Genomic DNA, 17,202 nt, shown 5'->3' on the forward strand with positions numbered 1-17,202 from the left:
CGGGATCTGCCTGCTTTATTCGAACAAACAGCTGCCCTGCCGGGTACCCGCCATAAGCTCATCCGCCCTTACACGTCCAGGCACAACGGTAAAGTGGAACGCAGCCACCGGGAGGACCACAAGCGGTTTTATTCCTGCCACAAGTTCTATTCCCTGAACGGCTTTAACAAGCAGTTCACTGTCCACAACCGCCGCTCTAACAACTTCCCCATGAGGCCCCTTCACTGGCTTTCTCCCGCAGAGTTCACTGTCCAATATCTTTGACAAACCTACAGCGGGCCATCTTTATGGCCCGCCCTCCGTCTGGAATGGAGCGCAGTCGATTCACCGAAAATCAATATCGCATCTGGTCCCCTGTGAAAAAAGAACGCCATCGGTTCATGGAACGCATATATACCCGTGTTTTCCTCTTCAAAATCGCTATGCCCGTTCTCGATCCACGCATAAAGCGCATTTTTGACGATGGAGCAATCATTTGATCCTCCGCTTATCCAAACCACTCCAAGTGGGTTCCAACCCCGGGGGCCGCCGTCCTCCTTGTGAAAAAGCGCGCGCACGGGCCGCTGCGGCCCCCTGCGGCCGTTCCCTCATTTCCCGCCGTCGGGGGATGCGCGGCGCCGGAGGATGGCCCTGGCCTGCGCCAGAAGGTCCTCGTCGATCTCCTCGACCAAAACCACCTGCCGAACCTCCGGTATGGCGGCGCACACCGCCTCCTGGATGATCTGCTCGGTGGTAATGGTAGCGGAGGGACAGCCGGCACAGTGACCCAGCAGCCGCACCCGCAGCAGGCCGTCCTCCGTCAGCTCCCGCACCTCCACAGCGCCGCCATGGCCCTGGAGATAGGGGCGCACCTGTTCGTCCAGCACCTGTTCGATCCGCTCCAGCATGTCTTCTTCCTCCTTACGGCACCAGTTCCACGGTATAGCCCAGCGCCCGCAGACCGGAGACAATCCCGCCGGGGTCCGTCATATGGCCCGCGCCCACGGCCAGGAAGAAGGTGTTCTCCCCCTCGGTCTCCAGATAGGCCGCGGCGGCCTGGATCATACCGGGGTCCCGGTCCGTAAACAGGCGGGCGTTGAGTTCGTCGTCGCTGTTGACGATCGCCGCCTTGTCGTAGGTCTTGGAAAATGCCTCCACGTCCCGCGCCTTCCAGGCCGCAAACATGGCGCTGAGCATCTGCTCGTTTTCGGCGGCCGCCTGGGCGGTGCTCTCATCCGTCTGTGCGCCCTCCAGCCCCGCCTCATAAATGCTCAGGGCGGCGTCCAGATACTCTTCCTGGTATTCGGCGCTCAGCGTATCAAAGAGGTTGCCCTGAAGCGCATAGGTCTCCACGCCCTCCACCGGCAGGCCGGCCCAGGTGGCCGCGCTGTTCAGGTACAGGTCGATGGCCATGGCGTTGCCGCTGGTGGTGGCGTCCGTAGAAGCCAGCGCGGTAAAGGTGGAGGCCAGGGCCCAGGGCTTGTAGGTATCGATCTGCTCCTGCGTCATATCCAGCGCCTTCAGGGCGGCGCTCACCCGCTCATAAAGCGCGGGGCTGATGTGATCCTTCAGGGCGCTCCCGTCGGCATAGGTCTGCATGGCGACGAACTCGGCCATCCCGTCCGTATCGTTGAAATCCAGCTCAAAGGCCACCTTCTGGGCGGAATAGAGCGCCTGACGCAGGGACTTGTGCAGGGGATAGACATTGTCCCGGTCCAGATGGATGGTGCCCAGCAGGTAAAGGGTGTTGCTCCCGTTGACGGCCTTCCACAGAAGGCCCTTGGAGCCGGCGTCGTTGGCGTCGTACACAGCCAGGATCAGGCGCTGTGCCATGACCATGGCCTCCTGATAGGTACAGGCACGCTCCAGCGCCAGATCCCCGGACTGGTCGCCCTGAACCACGCCCAGGCCGGACAGGAAGGCGGCCGTGCCGCCGTCCAACCCATCCATCGCATAGGCCGCGCACTCCTGATAGAGGGCGTTCATCACGCCGCCCCGGGTGGTATCCAGCACCAGAGCCGCCGCCTCGGCGTTCGGATTCACCGGCAGGGCCAGCGCCGCAAGCTTCGCGGCCACGATGCCGGTCATGTGCTCCAACTGTTCCAGGGTCAGCGGAGACTGGATGTATGTAGTAAAATTGTCGTCCATCAGGCCCATGGCATAGCTGTCCGCAATGGCGCTGTACGCCCAGGGATCGGGCAGCTGCTGGGGCGCCTGCTCCGTCCCGGCGGCCAGCGCGGGGGTGAGCAGCAGGGCCGCCGCCAGGATCCCGGCCAGAATACCTCTGATCTTATGCTTCATGCGATCATTCTCCTTTTCTTATTTCCGTCTTGCGGTCACATTCTTGAGTGTACCATTTCCAGCGAAAAAGTCAATGGCAGTTATCTTCCGCTCCAACCCAAATTCATGCAGCACAAAGTCAGGAGCAATGGGCTCATCATAAATCCCTTCCGCCCTCTGAAAGCCGTTTTTCCGGTAGAGCGCAATGGCGGGGGCGTTACAGTCCGCTACAAACAGCCTCAGGTATTCAGCGCCCCGCCCGCCGGCCAGTGCGGCCGCCTGATCCAGCAGGGCGCTGCCAATGCCGCCCCTTGCGTAATCGGCGTGAACGCCCAATCGCTCCAGATAGCACGCCCTGGCATCGGGTTTTTCCCACTTGACCCGTCCCGCCCCTGCATGGGAGCTGCACAGGGCAAATGCGGCAACGACCGCGTCCTCTTCCAGCAGAAGGTAAAGCCGATTTTGCTCGATATCCTCCTCAAAAAACGCGCATGGGTAGATCTCATCCCAAATCGTCAGATCCCGTTGCGTCATATCCCGGATGATCCCTTGATAGACCGCTTTCAGCTGCGGCAAGTCCCCCAGTTCAGCCGGCCTCAACTGCATTATGATCCCTCCCAAACCCGGGCGCCTGCCCTCCGCTTCGTTCCCGATCCGGCCGAAACGTCCATCCCGCGGGGGCCCGTTCTTATTTTACCTGCTCGGCGGGAATAAATCCCGCCTGCGCCAAGAGTTTGCCTTCGGCAAAATGCTTGTGCGCCCCTGCGCGGCGGCTCGCTCCCGCTCGCCTGGGAACTGCGCCCGTTCTTCGCGCGCCCCCTACAGGCTCAGGCTGGCAATGAACTGCTTTGCCGTCCGCGGCGTCCGGCCGGGGTGGCGCATTTCCCAGCGCAGGGCGGCTGCATGGAGCGCCTCGCCGCCGGAGGCGATCCCCGCCTGCTCCGCCATGCGGTCCACAAGGGCCAGAAATTCGATCTTATTCAGCGCCAAATAGGGGATCCGCAGTCCGAAGCGGTCGGACAGGGAAGTCTTCTCCTGAATGGTCTCACTGGCGTCCACCTCATCCCCCGCCCGGTCCGAGAAGGTCTGGCGCACCAGGTGGCGCCGGTTGGACGTGGCATAGACCGCCACGTTGGACGGCCTGCGCTCCAGCCCGCCCTCCAGGATGGTTTTGAGCACCGAGTAGGTCCGGTCATCCTGATCAAAGGCCAGATCGTCGATAAACAGGATAAACTTCCGCCGCCGCCCCGCCAGGGTACGGATCAGTTCCGGCATCCCGCCCAGCTCTTCCTTCTGCACCTCAATGAGCCGAAGATCCTCAAAGCCGGGCAGGGAAAGCAGGCTCTTCACCGTGGCCGACTTGCCGGTTCCGCTGTCGCCATAGAGCAGCACGTTGTTGACCAGGTTTCCCTCCAGCATGGCCCTGGTGTTTGCCACCACCTGATCCCGCTGCAGCTCATAACCGATCATCTCGCCGGGACCGGGGCAGTCGGGCTGCTCCACCGGCCGCAGAGCCCCATCCTCCCATAGAAAGGCGTGGTAGCGGGCGAAAACGCCCGCCCCGTTGGCCTGATAAAACGCCGTAAGCCCCTGAAAGGTAAAGGGGCATCCTCCGCGCCACCGGGGCAGATTGGCCAGCACGCGGGAAAATTCCCGGGGCGCCTGCGTTCCGATCTCCCGCAGCACCGCGTCGCAGTCCAGCTCGGAAAGCAGCGTGAAGGTCTCCACATCCCGCCGGGCCGCCTCCTCCAGGGCCGGATCCTCTCCGCCCCGCTCCACCAGCCTGGCATAGGGCGATTCCTGGTACCGCAGCTGGTCGTGCAGCCACATGCCCAGCCCGCTGCAGTCCGCCTGCCGCAGCTCATAGAACAGCCGGGCATAGCGTTCCACCGCCCCTGTTCCATCCCCGGATGCAAGCCGGTCCAGCAGTTCCAGGGTCAGGCCCATCAGGGGCGCGTCCACAATATGCCGGTAAGCGGCCACGCCCCGCAGAGCACAGCGCAGTTCGTCGATGGTCATCGTCGTTTCCTCCCGCTCGTTGCACGTTTCGTTTTATTGTATCCGCATCATTTTCTGCTGTCAACGGTAAGGTTGACTTATTTCTCCATTTCCCGTATGCTTATTCTATCTCAGACGAACGGAAAGGAAGTTTTACAATGCTGCTGCAGGAACAACGGGAGCTGGTGGTGGAGTACGGCAGGCGCCTGGTCTCCTCCGGCCTGACAGAGGGCACCTTCGGCAACCTGAGCGTGTTTGACCGGACGCAGAACCTGATGGCCATCAGTCCCTCCGGCATGGATTATTTCCGCACAAACCCGGAAGACGTGGTGGTCCTCACCCCCGAGGGCACGCTTGTGGACGGCTGTCGCAAACCTTCCAGCGAGTACGACCTGCACCGTCTTTTTTACCTGGGCCGCCCCGATGTGGACGCTGTGGTACACACTCACTCCACCTTTGCCACCGTTCTCTCCTGCCTGCGCTGGAGCATCGAGCCCATCCACTATCTGGTGGCCTATTCCGGCCGGGATGTGCCCTGCATCCCTTATTACCCCTTCGGCTCCCTGGAACTGGCGCAGGCCGCTTACGCCGCCATGGGGACGGAGCATAACGCCTGTCTGCTGGGCAGCCACGGGCTGCTTGCCGTGGGAGGCAGTCTCGCCTTCGCGTTCGACACGGCCCAACAGATCGAATTTTTGGCCAAGGTCTACTACCATGCCCGCATGGCGGGCGGAGGCGTGAAGTTGACGGACGCGGAGCTGGACGCCGTGCTCGGCAAGTTTCAGAATTACCGCAAGGCATAAGATCCACCAAGCGGGAGCGCCCGCGGCCATAGGCCGCGGGCGCTCCCGCTGCGTTTACCGGCTTGCCGTTTCGTCCTGCACCCACGCCTCACAGGCTGGGCTCCAGCTGGCTTCATCCAGGACCACCAGCTTCCGTTGATCCCAATCCGGAAGCCCGGCCGTCTCCAGCGCAATGATCTCCAGCCCGCTCTCCTCATGCCGCAGCGCAGACCGCCGCAGGCCGACCAGCCTTCCTTCCTTATAGAAAATCTCCCACAGATCCTGTGCCGCGGCGGGCGCGGCCTCCCCCCAGGCGACGCCCACCCGGTATCCCTCCGGTATCGCCTGGAGCCCTGCGATCTCCACCGTTTCCGTGCTGACCTGATCCCATGCCGCCGGGTAATCCCGCTGGCGGAACGCGCCCAGGACCGCCGTGGGCCGGGTACGGGAGATTGCCTCCACTTCCCCGGTCTCCGCCGCATAGCGCAGGCCCACCCCATCCCTGTCCGCTGGGTAGGCCCCGTCTTCTGAGGCTGTTTCTGTAAACGGGATACGTCCGACCTCCGCCCGGCTCCCATCGTCCAGGCTGCACCGCCAGAGGATCCGCTCCGCGCCCGCCGCCGTCGTATCGTACAGAAAGCCGTTCAGCCAGAGCGCGCCAAATCTGCTGTCATAGCCGTTGGCCAGCTGCCCGACTATGCTGATTCCTATCTGCGATAAATCATCTGTCCGATACAGTGCGTATTCGTACGGATTCGATCCAAACTTGACGTAATAATACGCTCCGCTCCACCGGTACAGGGGATACCAACTCCCATTGAAGGCCCACCCGTCCTCATATTTCGTACTCGTGCGCGCCTGCAGCTCCTCATTCCAGATATGGCTCGCGCCTGTGTCCAGCCCGTTCAGGCGGGCATCCGAGATCAGGAAATACTGATGGCTGACGATCCCCGGGGTATCCGGCGCCGGATCATCCCAGGTCACGTCCACATGGTACCAGTCGCCTCCCAGCTGCACCAGGTTCCACATATGATTTGCGCTGGTCAGCATTGCGCTTGGAATTCCTGCTTCTTCCAGCAGCAGCCGGTACGCCAGCGCGTATCCCTGACAGACCGCGTCCCCCTCGACCAGCGCGCCATAGGCGCTGTACACGGTATCCGGGGCCTCCTCCGGCTTTCCTGCGGCCACCGCCCAGTTGTATCCGCAGTGTACGGCCAGATAGTCATGCAGCGCCAACGCTTTCTCCACATCGTCCATCCCCGCATCCACCTGCGCCAGCGCCTGCGTCACCGCTGCGTCGAACTGTGCCTGCGCGTCGGGGGGCAGCGTTGTGTCGTACGTCGGCGCTACCGTTTCAATGGTCCCGTCCGCGGAGCAGCGATAGCCCTAGCGTGTCTTCACATAAAAAAGCTCCGGATGGTCGTTTACGACCCTGGTATAAACCGTCTTCAGCGTCTCCGCTCCGCCGCTGTCGCAGTTCACACCGAGCTTGGAGAGATCAATGGACGTCTCCCTATTCTGCATTCCCGCATACAGCAGGGTATAGAGCGCCTCCTCCCCGGCATCCATCAGCGCCAGCCCGCCCGGCCGGGTATAGTCGCCCGTCAGGCTTCCGGCCTGGAAGAGCTCGGCCTGTGCGAACGTCTGCGCTTCCGCGGCCTGTGCCGTTCCGGTCAGCAGCAGGGCCGCCAGGCAGGCGCCCAGCAGTAATTTTACTTTCATCGGGTCCTCTCGCTTTCCTGTTTGATATCCCGCCGTCAATAGGGTCCGGTAAGCTCCGGCGGCATGGTGAACTCCAGCACCGGGCTCTGCCGGAGGACGATGCTTCCGTTCTCCTCCACTGCCTGATAATGATAGAGGGTGGCGGGCTGGCTGAAAAACTCTGCCGCTGTGTCGTCCTCCCAGATCTCCAGGCCGATGGTCCGGTCGCTGTCGTCCTGTATGCAGGTCGTACGCCGCCCCGCCACCTCCAGGCCGTATACGCCCGGCTCAAAGTCCCCCGTCAGGAACAGGACGTAACAGCCAAAGGTGGTGTTTCGCCGGAAAGAGCGGTCCTCAATGGCGGCAATCGCTTCGCCTGCCGTCACCTGCACCGGCTCGGACCAGCCGGAGGCCTGTTCTCTGTAATATTGCTCCCAGGCGCAGCCCAGCAGCGCATCTCCCGGCTCCAGGAAGAAGACCGGCGTTTCGATATAGAGGGAGCTGCGCTCCCAATAAAAGCTCTTTCGCAGCGGGAAGCGCGTCCCATCCCGCAAAAGCGCCAGGTCCCCCCGGACCGTGCGGGTACTGAAACGAGGCTCCGGCAGGACCTGCCGCAGCACCCCGTCCGTCACGCGCCAGCCCGGCGCCGCCGTCCGCTCGGCCTCCTCCGCCCAGGGCCGCAGCTCCACGGTTTCGATCCAGGTTTCCTGCGCCGTCTCGCCCAGCAGCGCTCCCGGCTTTACCAGAATGCGCAGGCCGACCGGCTCTGTGACCGCGCTCTGCGCCTGTCCGGTCACGACCAGTTCGATCCCCCGCCGGAATTGGGTTGGGTCGTCCCGGTCCAGATAGCAGGCCACTTCGTAATCCAGTCCTTCCGGCAGACCGCAGACCGTTACGTCTTCTCTGGTTACCGCCGGATTCGGATCCATTCCGGAAATGGCGATCTTCACACTGTCCAACGGGGCGGGGACGGCTGCGTCCATCGGGATCACGTTGGCGGTATCGGACACGAAGGCATAATAGTCCGGCACGGTCACCAGCGCCGTTCCGGATGTGTCCACCGTCACCAGAATGGGCTCTGCCGTGCCCAGATCCCGGCACCATACTTCTCCCTGCGTATTCTGCGCCCGCGGCACAAAATACCACTGCGTACCCGGCTGCAGGCTCAGTTGCGCCAGCGCCAGCTGCCCGTCCGGCGTCTCATACCGCGCCGCGCAGCTTCCCACCCCCGGCTGTGCCCAGCGCTCCCACCAGAGGGACAGCGTTCCGCCGTCCTCCACCGCGCAGGCGAAGGACAGCGCCGTATTGTCTCCGCTGACGGCCCGGATCTCCGGCCTCTGAGGCATTCCCTGCTGGGTATGCAGGTCCAGCCTTACGGTATGGCAAACGGCTGCGCCCTCCGTACCGGTGACTTCCCCGCTGCCGCTGTCCAGCAGCAGCGGATAGGGCACATTGCTCTCAGGCGCACACACCGTCACTGCAAAGGACGCGGCCGGGACCTCCGCCACCTGATAGCGGCCGTTGCCCAGGGCTTCGGCCTCACGGACCAAGCCCGTCCCGGCAAACGTCACGCTGACCGGCAGCCGCTCTTCCACCGCGCTTCCATCCTGGAGCAGCGTCAGCTCCAGCGTTTTGTCCGTCAGGAGGTAGACATGGAACCGGCTGCTCTCGCTGCTGCCCCATCCGTCGCCGGTGGATGCGTACCCGGTGGATACCAGGAAAAATTCCGCATCCTTTCGCTCCGGCGTCATGGTGAACGTGCAGATATACTGCGTTGCGCCCTCGACCGGCTCCGTGCGCCAGCCGTCCAGCGCTGCGTCGTAGTAGCGGCAGTACCATTGATAGGAGGCCGTGCCGCTCACCCCCTGGTGTCCCACGTGGATGCTTACCGTTTCGCCGTTTTGGGCCAGCACCCAGGCGTTTTCCCCCGCCGCCTCCCAACTGGGGAATTGTGTGGGTCCGGCTTGGAACGTGGCCGCGCGCGCCGTCAGAGCGGTCCCGATCTCTTGTGCCAGCGCCTGGATGTCCGCTCGGGTGAGCAGCTCTGTGGGCCGGAACCTCCACGCGGCCCCGTCCTGCTCCCCCGCCAGGATGCCTGCGCCCGCTGCGGCCTGGATGGCCTCCCGGCTCCAACGGGTGGGGGACACGTCGGAGAATTGGACCGCACCGGCCGGCCTGCCGGGCCGGTAGGTCTGACGCTGGCCGTCGAACAGCCGCTGATAGAGCCGCCAAAAGATCACGGCCGCCTGTTCCCGGGTAACCGCTCCCTCCGGCTCGAACGTTTCCGCCCCGGTCCCCTCCATCAGCTGGTGGGCGCTTGCCCAGGTCACCGCCTGCCGTTCCTCCTCGCCCAGACTGCCGCAGTCGGTATACGGGCATTCGCCCACTTCCGCATCGGGCATTCGGCCGGCGAGCACCTCATGTTCCAGAACGGTCTGATAGAGCGCCGCCGCCAGCGCGCCGCGGCCCCCCTCGCCCAGGTCCACCGGCTGTGCAGCGGCGATTGGCTTTCCGGCGTCATCCAGCGCCAGCAGCTGCAGCCGCTCCAGGCACATGCTTCGGGGCACCCGGAACTGCAGGGGCGCACCGTCTGCGGCGTCCGCCGCCTGCAAAAACGTCATCCGCCCGTCGGCGTATCCGGCCAGAAAGGCCCGGCCCGCGCCGCCGTCCAGAGCAGCCGTTACCTGATACTGCTGCTCCTCCGCCGCGACCCTGGGCATGCTCCACTCCGCCGCGGAGGCCCCCAGGCACAACAGCGTCAACCCGCCCAGCACGGCCAGGACCTGTTTCAATCCCGGAACGGCGCCCGGCCCCCGGAAGTGCCGGCACTTTTCCGGCAAGCTGCCGCTTTCTCCGAACCTGCTTGACATATCTGCGGCCTCCTTCGCCCGTTTTGTCGGAAGGGAGGCTTATGCCCGTGCATAAGCCTCCCTTCCGGTGTGTTGTATCTGTTACGCCTCTTCGATGATCTGGAGCAGCAGGGCCAGCATCTTGCAGGCCTGTTCGCGGGTAGCGCTCTCCTGGGGAGCAAAGCGTCCGGCGCCCACGCCGTCGAGGATCCCAGCCCGCGTCAGGGCGTCAATGGCCTCGATGGCCCAGCCGGAGAAGCCGCTGGCGTCGCTGAAGCGGACCGCGTCCCGGGTCTTGGGCAGCGTCACGCCGGCGGACGACGCATAGCGGTAGATCATCGCCGCCATCTGCTCACGGGTGATCGTGTCGTCCGGCGCAAAGGTGGCCGCGGAGGTACCGGTGGTCACGCCGTGCTCCACGGCCCACGCCACGTAAGGCGCGTACCAGCTGCCCGGCGCAACGTCGGTGAAGCGGGTGGAATCCGTCTGCGCCTCCCCCGCGCCGGCCACACCGGCCAGGATCTTCACAAACTCAGCGCGGGTGATCGAGCGCTGGGGGGCGAACAGGCCGCCGCCCACGCCGCCGACGATCTCCCGCCCGGCCAGGAAGTAGATGTACTCCGCGGCCCAGCCGTTCTCGTCCACGTCGGAGAAGGTGACGCGCGGCGTGCTCCCGCCGGTTTCTTCAAAGACGGCCTGAATGGTATGCGCTGCCTTTACGTTCTCGAAGGTATACTTGCTTACCGCACCCACGCTCTTGCCGTCCACCAGCACGTCGGCGATCGCGCAGCCGTCGTCCGGGGTGATGCGGAACGTCTGGTCGGCGCCCCGCTTGACTTTGGTCGTCTCCGGGGCGATCTCGCCGCCCACGCTCTGTTTGACCGTGATGGTGTAGGTGGTGACCGTGCTGCCGCCGCTCCAGCTGCCGCCGCCGGAATCCGAGGTCGGGGTAGCGGAGGCGGAACCGGCGTCGCCGGTCCCAAGCCCATTGACGGCCCGGACGGTGAAGGTGTAGCGCTGGCCGTTGGTCAGCCCGGAAGCGGTATAGCCGGTCGTGCTGCCGCTCAGGGTGACCATGGCGCCGTCGGGCAGGGTGAGCAGGTAATTGGTGATCGGGGCGCCCGCGTCGTCGCAGGTCCACTTCAGGGTCACAAGGCCGCTGCCCGCGGCGGCAGTCACCACGGGGGCGTCGGGCCGGTCGGCCGGTATACGGATGGGATCGCTCCATAATTCGCCGGTGTAACTGCCCTTGCCCACCAGCTTGGCCCGCAGGGCATGGCCCCGGTCGGCCTTGGTCACCACATACTTGTCCGTGGGCGTGGCGGGGGGCAGCTCCTGCCCGTCCCGGGCCCAGACCAGATCATAGTCTTCCGGATCATGATGCTGCGGCCCGTCCGTGTGCCAGGGCCGCGCCACCAGCGTGCTTCCCACGGCAGGAGCCGCCGAGGACACGGGCTCTGGCCAAACATCCAGCCGGTAGCCGGAACTCCCGATGTCTATTTTGCCCACCGTGACGGCGGCGCTGGTCAGCACGCCCGTGTAGTTGCCGCCGGCGGTGACCGCGACGGTAATCCTGGCCCCGGCGTCCGCGTCGGTCAGGGTATAGGACGCTTGATCCGCCCCCTCGATGGCCGCGCCGTCGCGATACCACTGGTAGGCCGGAGCATCGCCCACCGCGGCCTCAACAACAGCCGCAGACACCGTGTTCCCGACCGTACAGGTACCAGAGATCGACACAATGCCGCGGGCCGGGGCGGGGGTGATGGCGAACGAATAAGGCTGGGTGCTGCCGGTGTAGTTGCCCTTGCCCTCCACGGTAATGGTGCCGCCATCTTTGGTTTGCGTATTGGCGCCGTAGCGCAGCGTGTAGTCCGTATCCTTCACCAGCGTTTTCCCGCCGTCCTTCACGTGGACTCCAGGCTGGATGGCGGCGCCGGTGTAGGTGTAGCTGCTGGAATAGCCGTCTACGCTCACCCCGGCAATGCTCTTGGGCGCGATGGTAAAGGTTTTGGAAAGGCTGCCGGTGTAGTTGCCGTTTTCAGCGGCGGTGATGGTCACGGTGGGCGCGCTCGCCCCGTCGGTGCTCTCGGCGGCGTTCACGTTGTTGGTCACCGCGGCGGTGTAGTCGCTCTCCTGGAGCAGCGCGCCGTCCGCCACCGTGTAGCTGGGCGTAATGGCCGAGCCGGTGTAGACGTACGTTCCGGTAACGGTCAGCATACCCTCCGTCAGCGCCTTTTTGCCGATGGTAAACGCGGCGGGCGCGGAAATGCCCGCGTGGGTATCACTGACCAGCGTGGCAGTGACGGTATAGGTCCCCGCGTTGACGGGCTTCTCCGCGCTGGGGCCGTAGACGGTGCTTCCGGAGCCCTTATAGCGATAGGTATAGGTACCGCTTGCATCCGTACCGTGCGCGCCGGCGGTCTGGCTGGCGCTGGGATCGCCCAGGGCTGCGCCATAGGTAATATTGCCCGGCGCGGTCGCAGTCACGGTGACCTGGAACTTGTTGGTGATGGTCAGCGCCGTCTTCATCGCGCTGGTGTCGATGGTCGCCCATGCGGGGAACGTCACGGTTGGGGCCACATCCACCGTCTTGTCCGCCGTGCTGACGTCGTAGCCCTTCAGCGTCTCCAGCGCGGGCGTCCAGCCGGTGATGGGATAGGGACCGTCGGCGACGCCGTGGTCATAGTCCACGGTCACCGTTTTGCCCACGCCCAGCAGCGCGCTGACGCTCGCGGCCCCGGTCACCTCGCTCTTCGCCTTGGTCAGGGCCGGGACCGTCCAGACAACGCTGCCGGTCACGGGTGTGACGGCAACGTCAAGCGTTACCGTACCCCCGCTGTAGGAGAAATTGGCGGGATCCGCGGGGGTCAGCGTGCCCTCATAGCGATACGTGCCGCCCTTGGGGTCATACGTGCCGCTCTTCAGCGCCCAGGACACCTCCAACATGGTCTGGGATGCGCCTTTGCAATACGTAGCCGCCAGGGTGGGGTTCTTCGCCTTCACCGCCGCAAGCAGGGCGTCCGCGTCCATCTCCGCACTGGCAAGGATCTCGCCCAGCGCAAGGGGCTCCCCCGTCCGCGTCAGCACGGCCTTGGTGATGGTCAGGGCGCCTTTGTTCACCGTAACGGCGTAGTTGTCCGACGCTGCGGTACCGGTGATCTCCACAGGCGTACCGGCGGCAGAGGCAGCGGTAGCTTCACAGTGGCCGGTGACCCCCAGCATGTCCGCTGTATCGGTTCCGACCAGTTCCCCGCTGTTGATGGTAAAGGTCAGCTCAGGATTGTCCGCCCCGTATTCCCGGCTCTGATCGTCCATTTTTACGGTAATGGGGCGCTTGCCGATGGTGATTGAAAAATCCCTGGTGACCGATACGCCCACATAGTCTCCCGTGGCCTCGGCGGAAGTAAACTGGACCGTCACGGTCACCGTGCCGCTCCCATAGGCCTGGATGGCGTCCGGATTCACCACGGTAAAGTTGCCGTGGACCGTAACGCCCGCCGCGTCGGCGGTACCAGAGGCGGGAAGGGTCACGGCAGCGAAATTCTGCTCGCCGTAAGTGATCGGCTTTGTTACAATGCCGCTCCAATCAACGCTGAGATCGGTAATTGTGACGGTAACCGCAGCGCTCTTGCCGCCGATCACTGCGGAAAGTTTGGCGGCAGCCCCCTTCGCAGCGTCTGCGGGCACAGTCAGCGTTCCATCGGAAAAGGTGATCTTGTTATCCGTATTCCCGGTGAATTCCGCTGTGCTCCAAACAAGCGTGCCGCTCATTTCCACGCCGTATTGGTCGTACAGCCTGGCGGTGTATGCATACGTCTTCACTGCGCCGCCGGCGACCGGCTTGACCACCGTGTCCGTCGCGCCCAGCTCCGTGCCGCCGCGGAACAACTTGGCCTTGGTGGCCGCCGGTGTGTCCCGCTTGATGGTGATCGCAGCCTTACCCTGCGCGTCGCCGCAGACAGCGGTAATGGTGAAGCGCTTCCCGGTCGTGTCGGTCACGGCGGCCTTCGCCGCGCTCGTGACCGTGACAACGCCGCCCGCAATGGAAACGCCCTCGACCGCTTGATTGTCTTCATCGGTGATCGTCCAGTTCACCGCGCCGGTAAAGCTCTCGCCGTACTGATCCTTCACCGCGGCGGTGAACGCCGCGGTAGTGCTGGCCGCGCCGCCGTCCGCGGGGACCAGCACGTCCACCTGACCGCCGGAAATGTTCAGCTCAGCGGCCTCGGCCGCGGCGCGGGAGACCGTCAGGTCGGCGGTCCTGCTCACGCTCCCCTGCTGCGCCGTGACCGTATACGTGCCCGCCTTGGCCGCCGCCTTGACGGTGACGGTATTGCCGCTCATGGTCACATTGGCGGTATCCTCGCCGGAAACAGACCAGGTGACCTCGCTGATTTCAGCGCCAACCTGGTCATAGGCCTTGGCGGCGACCGTCTGTTCGGCGCTCGTACCGCCGGTCACCGTGACTTCATTCCGGGACAGCTGTACAGAAGTCAGCACCGCCTCCGGCCGGGTGACGGTGATTGTGACCGGATTGCTCGTGACCGCGCCGCTGGAGGCCGTAAGCTTGATTCTCGTACTCAGCGCGTCCTTGCTCACGGTGATGGTGCCGTCGTTGTTGTACGTAATCCCCTTGGGGGCCGTCGCAGGATCATAGGTCCAGCTCAGCGCAGGGGCGGTCATGGCGCCGCCCTCGGTATCCAGCGCAGTCACACTGGGCGCAGCGCTGGTCTGATCGACCGCAGAGACGGTAATGTCCGCTACAGTCCCAAGTTCCAGAGCACCAAGCTTTTGAACGTCACTTCCATCATAGGTAAGGCTTGCCGTCAGGTTGCCGCTTCCATCTGCGGCCCCGTAGTACATATAATCGCCAGCACTCTTTGTGCCCAGGAAGATGGCACGCTGCTCACCGCTGTCTGTAAAAAGCTTGTTGAGCAATGAATCCTTTGCTCCACTGGTTTCCAGCCGGAACGTACCTTTTGCGGGCGATTGTCCCGCTTTGATCGAATAATAGAACTCTGCAATCACTGCCCCCTGTGCAATTGATGTTCCATTACTATCATCTGTGCTTTTCATCGTAAGCGCAAAGGCCACCCGGTTCTCTCCCACAGCCCACTTAGCCGCTGTTCTGCTAAAGTATGGAGTGTTAGGACTAACAAATGCGCAGCTTTGTGCAAACGTGTCAACAACGGATGTATTTCCATCTGAAATACCTTCTGCTGCTATATACGTTCCCGTTGAGGATTGATAACTCATCGGCTGGACGACATTCTGATCAAAGGAAATCGCTATAGCCGCTGTTGTAACCGCCACAGACGATTGTGCTTTCACAACCAGTTTATAAACCCCTTGAGCAGCATCCGCCGTTTCCTGCTGGATGGTCACGCTCCCTTTGGTCTCCGCACTTGCATAGGCTGGGGCCGCAAGACCCGTCACCAGTGCAAAGGTCAATACCAGCGCTACCCATGCTCTTGCTTTTTTCACGCTTTTCATGCCTCCCCTGCCGCATCGGCAATAATACTGGAATGATTAAAGTTGCTGAGTAGATAAGTCAAATCATATACGTTGACTGTACCGTTTCCATTGATATCCGCCTTGGAATTCTGTATCTGTTCACCAGAACGGTTAAACTCACCCAGCAACTCCGTCAGGTCGTAAACATTTATCTCCCCGTTGCCGTTCACATCGCCCGCGCCTGACTGAATGTCCACTGGTTGCAGTACGCTCTCCTCTTGAATGGATATGTTACTAATTGTATAAGAGCAATAGCCCGGTTTTGTCACTACCAGTTTGTAACCATTCCCAAGCGGCACACACTCAAACCGATATGCGCCGGATGCATCTGTTGATACAGAAGCAACCTGTTCTCCCTGCGCGTCGTAAAGCGTTACCGCTGCTGCTACTGACGATTCCTGAAATGCTACTGTCCCGCTCACCGGCACCCCTGCGAAATAGATGCCGCCGCCGGTATAGGTACCGTCCTGTCCGACCTTCTCCGCCTCAAATTTCGATGCCGCCGGGGCGGCCAGCTCCGCTCCGCCCACGTATACGTCGGCGCTCTGGCTGCTTTTCAGCAGGAAGCCCTTCGTACTGTCCGTGAGGTTCGCGAAGGCGGCCACACCGTTTTCATCCGCCGCCGCCTGGTCGATGTACAGGATGGAATCCGCCGTCAAGCTATTGAGATCGGTCCCGGCCTTCACCACCAGCAGTACGTACTGATTCTTCGCCGTGCCCTGATAGGTAACGGTAAAGCTGTCGGCCGTCTTATGCTCCACCACCGGTGCGGCGGGCGCTGCCGCCGCCAGCGCGGGGGTACAGAGCGCGGCGGCCAGGCACAGGCCCAGCGTCAGCGCTCCGAGTCTTCGTTTCATTTCCGCTCCTCCTCATTCCAACAGTCCGGACACCAGGGGCGAGAGCATCAGCAGCGTATCCGCCAGCAGCTCCTGCTCCAGCGCGCCGTCCAGGTCCCAGGGCGTATCCGCCGGGGACAGGATGACGGCGTTGGTGGCCGCGTCCCACTTCACATCGATGCCCAGCGCCTCCGCCACAAAGCGGATGGGCACCATCGTGCGCTGATGGACCGCGCTGGGGTCCCCGGAAAATTCGGCCGGGGCGTCCATGGAAAACGGCGCTGCGTCCACCGTATATTCCAGGCTGCCCACCGTCATGCGGACCGTCTTCCCGTCCCGCCGGATGACCACCGTCCGGGTCTCGTTCTCCCAGCCCACATCGGCGCCCAGGCGCTCCGCCACAAAACGGACGGGCACAAAGGTCCGCCCATCATGGGCATAGGCCGTCACGCCGGGCTCCCCCGGGTAAATCTCCTGACGGATTCCCTCCACCGAAGCGGCGGAATTTCCGATCTGGAGGATCACGGTGCCGTTCAGGCGTTCCGCCCGCGTCATGCTGCCGCCGGCCGCCGGCGTTCCCGGCTCCGCGGGGGGCTCCGGCGCCGCCACCTCCGTGACAGAGCTCGCGCCGGTCTCCTCCGGGAAGACGATCTCCAGCGTCACCGGAGCGCTGACCCCGGCGTTCAGCACCGCGCCGCCCTCGGGCAAATACGCCTGCCATGCCTCCGTCTTGCCCCGGGCTGCAAGCCGGATCACCGCCGGGGCCGTCCCCGTCTTTTGAAAGCGGAAGGTGAACAGGTCCAGGCCGCCCTCCCCCACAACGGCCACGCCCGTCTGCGGCTGGGCGTCCACCGCCGCGCCCTGCCCCGGCGTTACATAGCCGGTGAAATCGATCAGTCCCCTTTCCGGATCGATGGCGGTGCCGATGGCGGCCATCCAGCCGTCATCCTCCGGTTGGGCAAAGGCGGAAAAGCGCTGGGTCTCCTGCCCGGAGGCGTCCACGGGGCGCACTGTGTCCCCGTCATACCAGAGCACGAACTGGAATGCGTTGAAAGCAGCGTTGTAAATGCGCATCGCTACGGTAAAGCAGCCGTCTGCGTCCGGTTTGCCCGCCTCCAGCAGGACACGGGCGCCGGAAGCCTCCGCCGCGCCGGCCGGCGCCAGCAGGCCCACCGCCAAACATACGGCCAGCAGCAATCCGAGCGTTCGTCTCTTCATTTCATTCCTCCTTCCCGCAGGTCCCGCTCTTTCTGTCCATTCCCC

General features: G+C 63.6%; 11 protein-coding genes and 1 pseudogene. 2 read left to right on the forward strand and 10 right to left on the reverse strand.

The annotated features are described in order from the left end of the window. Positions 1-264 (forward strand): annotated as a pseudogene (locus H8S57_RS17095) (IS481 family transposase); the annotation flags it as partial. 323 nt (positions 265-587) lie between these two features. Here the strand turns inward: H8S57_RS17095 and H8S57_RS08680 are convergent. The 4 genes from H8S57_RS08680 to H8S57_RS08695 form a co-directional block, all read right to left on the reverse strand. Further along, positions 588-887 (reverse strand): NifU family protein, encoded by a 300-nt coding sequence (locus H8S57_RS08680; protein WP_186907693.1) that lies wholly within the window; start codon positions 885-887, stop codon positions 588-590. A 13-nt stretch (positions 888-900) separates the two neighbouring features. Then, complete coding sequence (locus tag H8S57_RS08685) at positions 901-2,280, reverse strand: TraB/GumN family protein (protein ID WP_186907694.1); 1,380 nt, start codon at positions 2,278-2,280, stop codon at positions 901-903. Positions 2,281-2,298: 18 nt separating this feature from the next. Next, positions 2,299-2,865 carry a GNAT family N-acetyltransferase gene (locus H8S57_RS08690; RefSeq protein WP_186907695.1) on the reverse strand — a complete coding sequence of 189 codons (567 nt, stop codon included), beginning with the start codon at positions 2,863-2,865 and terminating at the stop codon, positions 2,299-2,301. 213 nt (positions 2,866-3,078) lie between these two features. Next, the gene (locus H8S57_RS08695) at positions 3,079-4,278 is read right to left on the reverse strand and encodes an ATP-binding protein (RefSeq protein ID WP_186907696.1); all 1,200 of its coding nucleotides are present in this window, start codon (positions 4,276-4,278) and stop codon (positions 3,079-3,081) included. Between the two features lie 137 nt (positions 4,279-4,415). On the opposite strand from H8S57_RS08695, the gene H8S57_RS08700 reads away from it, so the two are divergent. Further along, on the forward strand, positions 4,416-5,060 hold the full coding sequence (locus tag H8S57_RS08700; protein ID WP_186907697.1) for a class II aldolase/adducin family protein: 645 nt from the start codon (positions 4,416-4,418) through the stop codon (positions 5,058-5,060). Between the two features lie 54 nt (positions 5,061-5,114). On the opposite strand, the gene H8S57_RS08705 is transcribed toward H8S57_RS08700, so the two are convergent. From H8S57_RS08705 to H8S57_RS08730, 6 genes are all read right to left on the reverse strand, one after another. Next, complete coding sequence (locus tag H8S57_RS08705) at positions 5,115-6,329, reverse strand: transglutaminase domain-containing protein (protein ID WP_207723744.1); 1,215 nt, start codon at positions 6,327-6,329, stop codon at positions 5,115-5,117. Between the two features lie 96 nt (positions 6,330-6,425). Continuing rightward, positions 6,426-6,761 carry a hypothetical protein gene (locus H8S57_RS08710; protein ID WP_186907699.1) on the reverse strand — a complete coding sequence of 112 codons (336 nt, stop codon included), beginning with the start codon at positions 6,759-6,761 and terminating at the stop codon, positions 6,426-6,428. 35 nt (positions 6,762-6,796) lie between these two features. After that, positions 6,797-9,610, reverse strand: a complete 2,814-nt coding sequence (locus tag H8S57_RS08715) for an S-layer homology domain-containing protein (RefSeq protein WP_186907700.1) — start codon at positions 9,608-9,610, stop codon at positions 6,797-6,799. Positions 9,611-9,691: 81 nt separating this feature from the next. After that, complete coding sequence (locus H8S57_RS08720; RefSeq protein ID WP_186907701.1) at positions 9,692-14,527, reverse strand: S-layer homology domain-containing protein; 4,836 nt, start codon at positions 14,525-14,527, stop codon at positions 9,692-9,694. Between the two features lie 551 nt (positions 14,528-15,078). After that, complete coding sequence (locus tag H8S57_RS08725) at positions 15,079-15,960, reverse strand: carboxypeptidase regulatory-like domain-containing protein (protein WP_186907702.1); 882 nt, start codon at positions 15,958-15,960, stop codon at positions 15,079-15,081. A 12-nt stretch (positions 15,961-15,972) separates the two neighbouring features. Further along, the gene (locus H8S57_RS08730) at positions 15,973-17,157 is read right to left on the reverse strand and encodes a copper amine oxidase N-terminal domain-containing protein (protein WP_186907703.1); all 1,185 of its coding nucleotides are present in this window, start codon (positions 17,155-17,157) and stop codon (positions 15,973-15,975) included. Positions 17,158-17,202: the final 45 nt, after the last annotated feature.

Origin of the sequence: Lawsonibacter hominis (assembly GCF_014287895.1) — a bacterium.
Classification (GTDB): Bacteria; Bacillota; Clostridia; order Oscillospirales; family Oscillospiraceae; genus Lawsonibacter_A; species Lawsonibacter_A hominis.

Coding starts and splice junctions, on each gene's coding strand:
- H8S57_RS08680 (WP_186907693.1), bottom strand. CDS start 887: ATGCTGGAGCGGATCGAACAGGTGCTGGACGAACAGGTGCGCCCCTAT.
- H8S57_RS08685 (WP_186907694.1), bottom strand. CDS start 2,280: ATGAAGCATAAGATCAGAGGTATTCTGGCCGGGATCCTGGCGGCGGCC.
- H8S57_RS08690 (WP_186907695.1), bottom strand. CDS start 2,865: ATGCAGTTGAGGCCGGCTGAACTGGGGGACTTGCCGCAGCTGAAAGCG.
- H8S57_RS08695 (WP_186907696.1), bottom strand. CDS start 4,278: ATGACCATCGACGAACTGCGCTGTGCTCTGCGGGGCGTGGCCGCTTAC.
- H8S57_RS08700 (WP_186907697.1), top strand. CDS start 4,416: ATGCTGCTGCAGGAACAACGGGAGCTGGTGGTGGAGTACGGCAGGCGC.
- H8S57_RS08710 (WP_186907699.1), bottom strand. CDS start 6,761: ATGAAAGTAAAATTACTGCTGGGCGCCTGCCTGGCGGCCCTGCTGCTG.
- H8S57_RS08715 (WP_186907700.1), bottom strand. CDS start 9,610: ATGTCAAGCAGGTTCGGAGAAAGCGGCAGCTTGCCGGAAAAGTGCCGG.
- H8S57_RS08725 (WP_186907702.1), bottom strand. CDS start 15,960: ATGAAACGAAGACTCGGAGCGCTGACGCTGGGCCTGTGCCTGGCCGCC.
- H8S57_RS08730 (WP_186907703.1), bottom strand. CDS start 17,157: ATGAAGAGACGAACGCTCGGATTGCTGCTGGCCGTATGTTTGGCGGTG.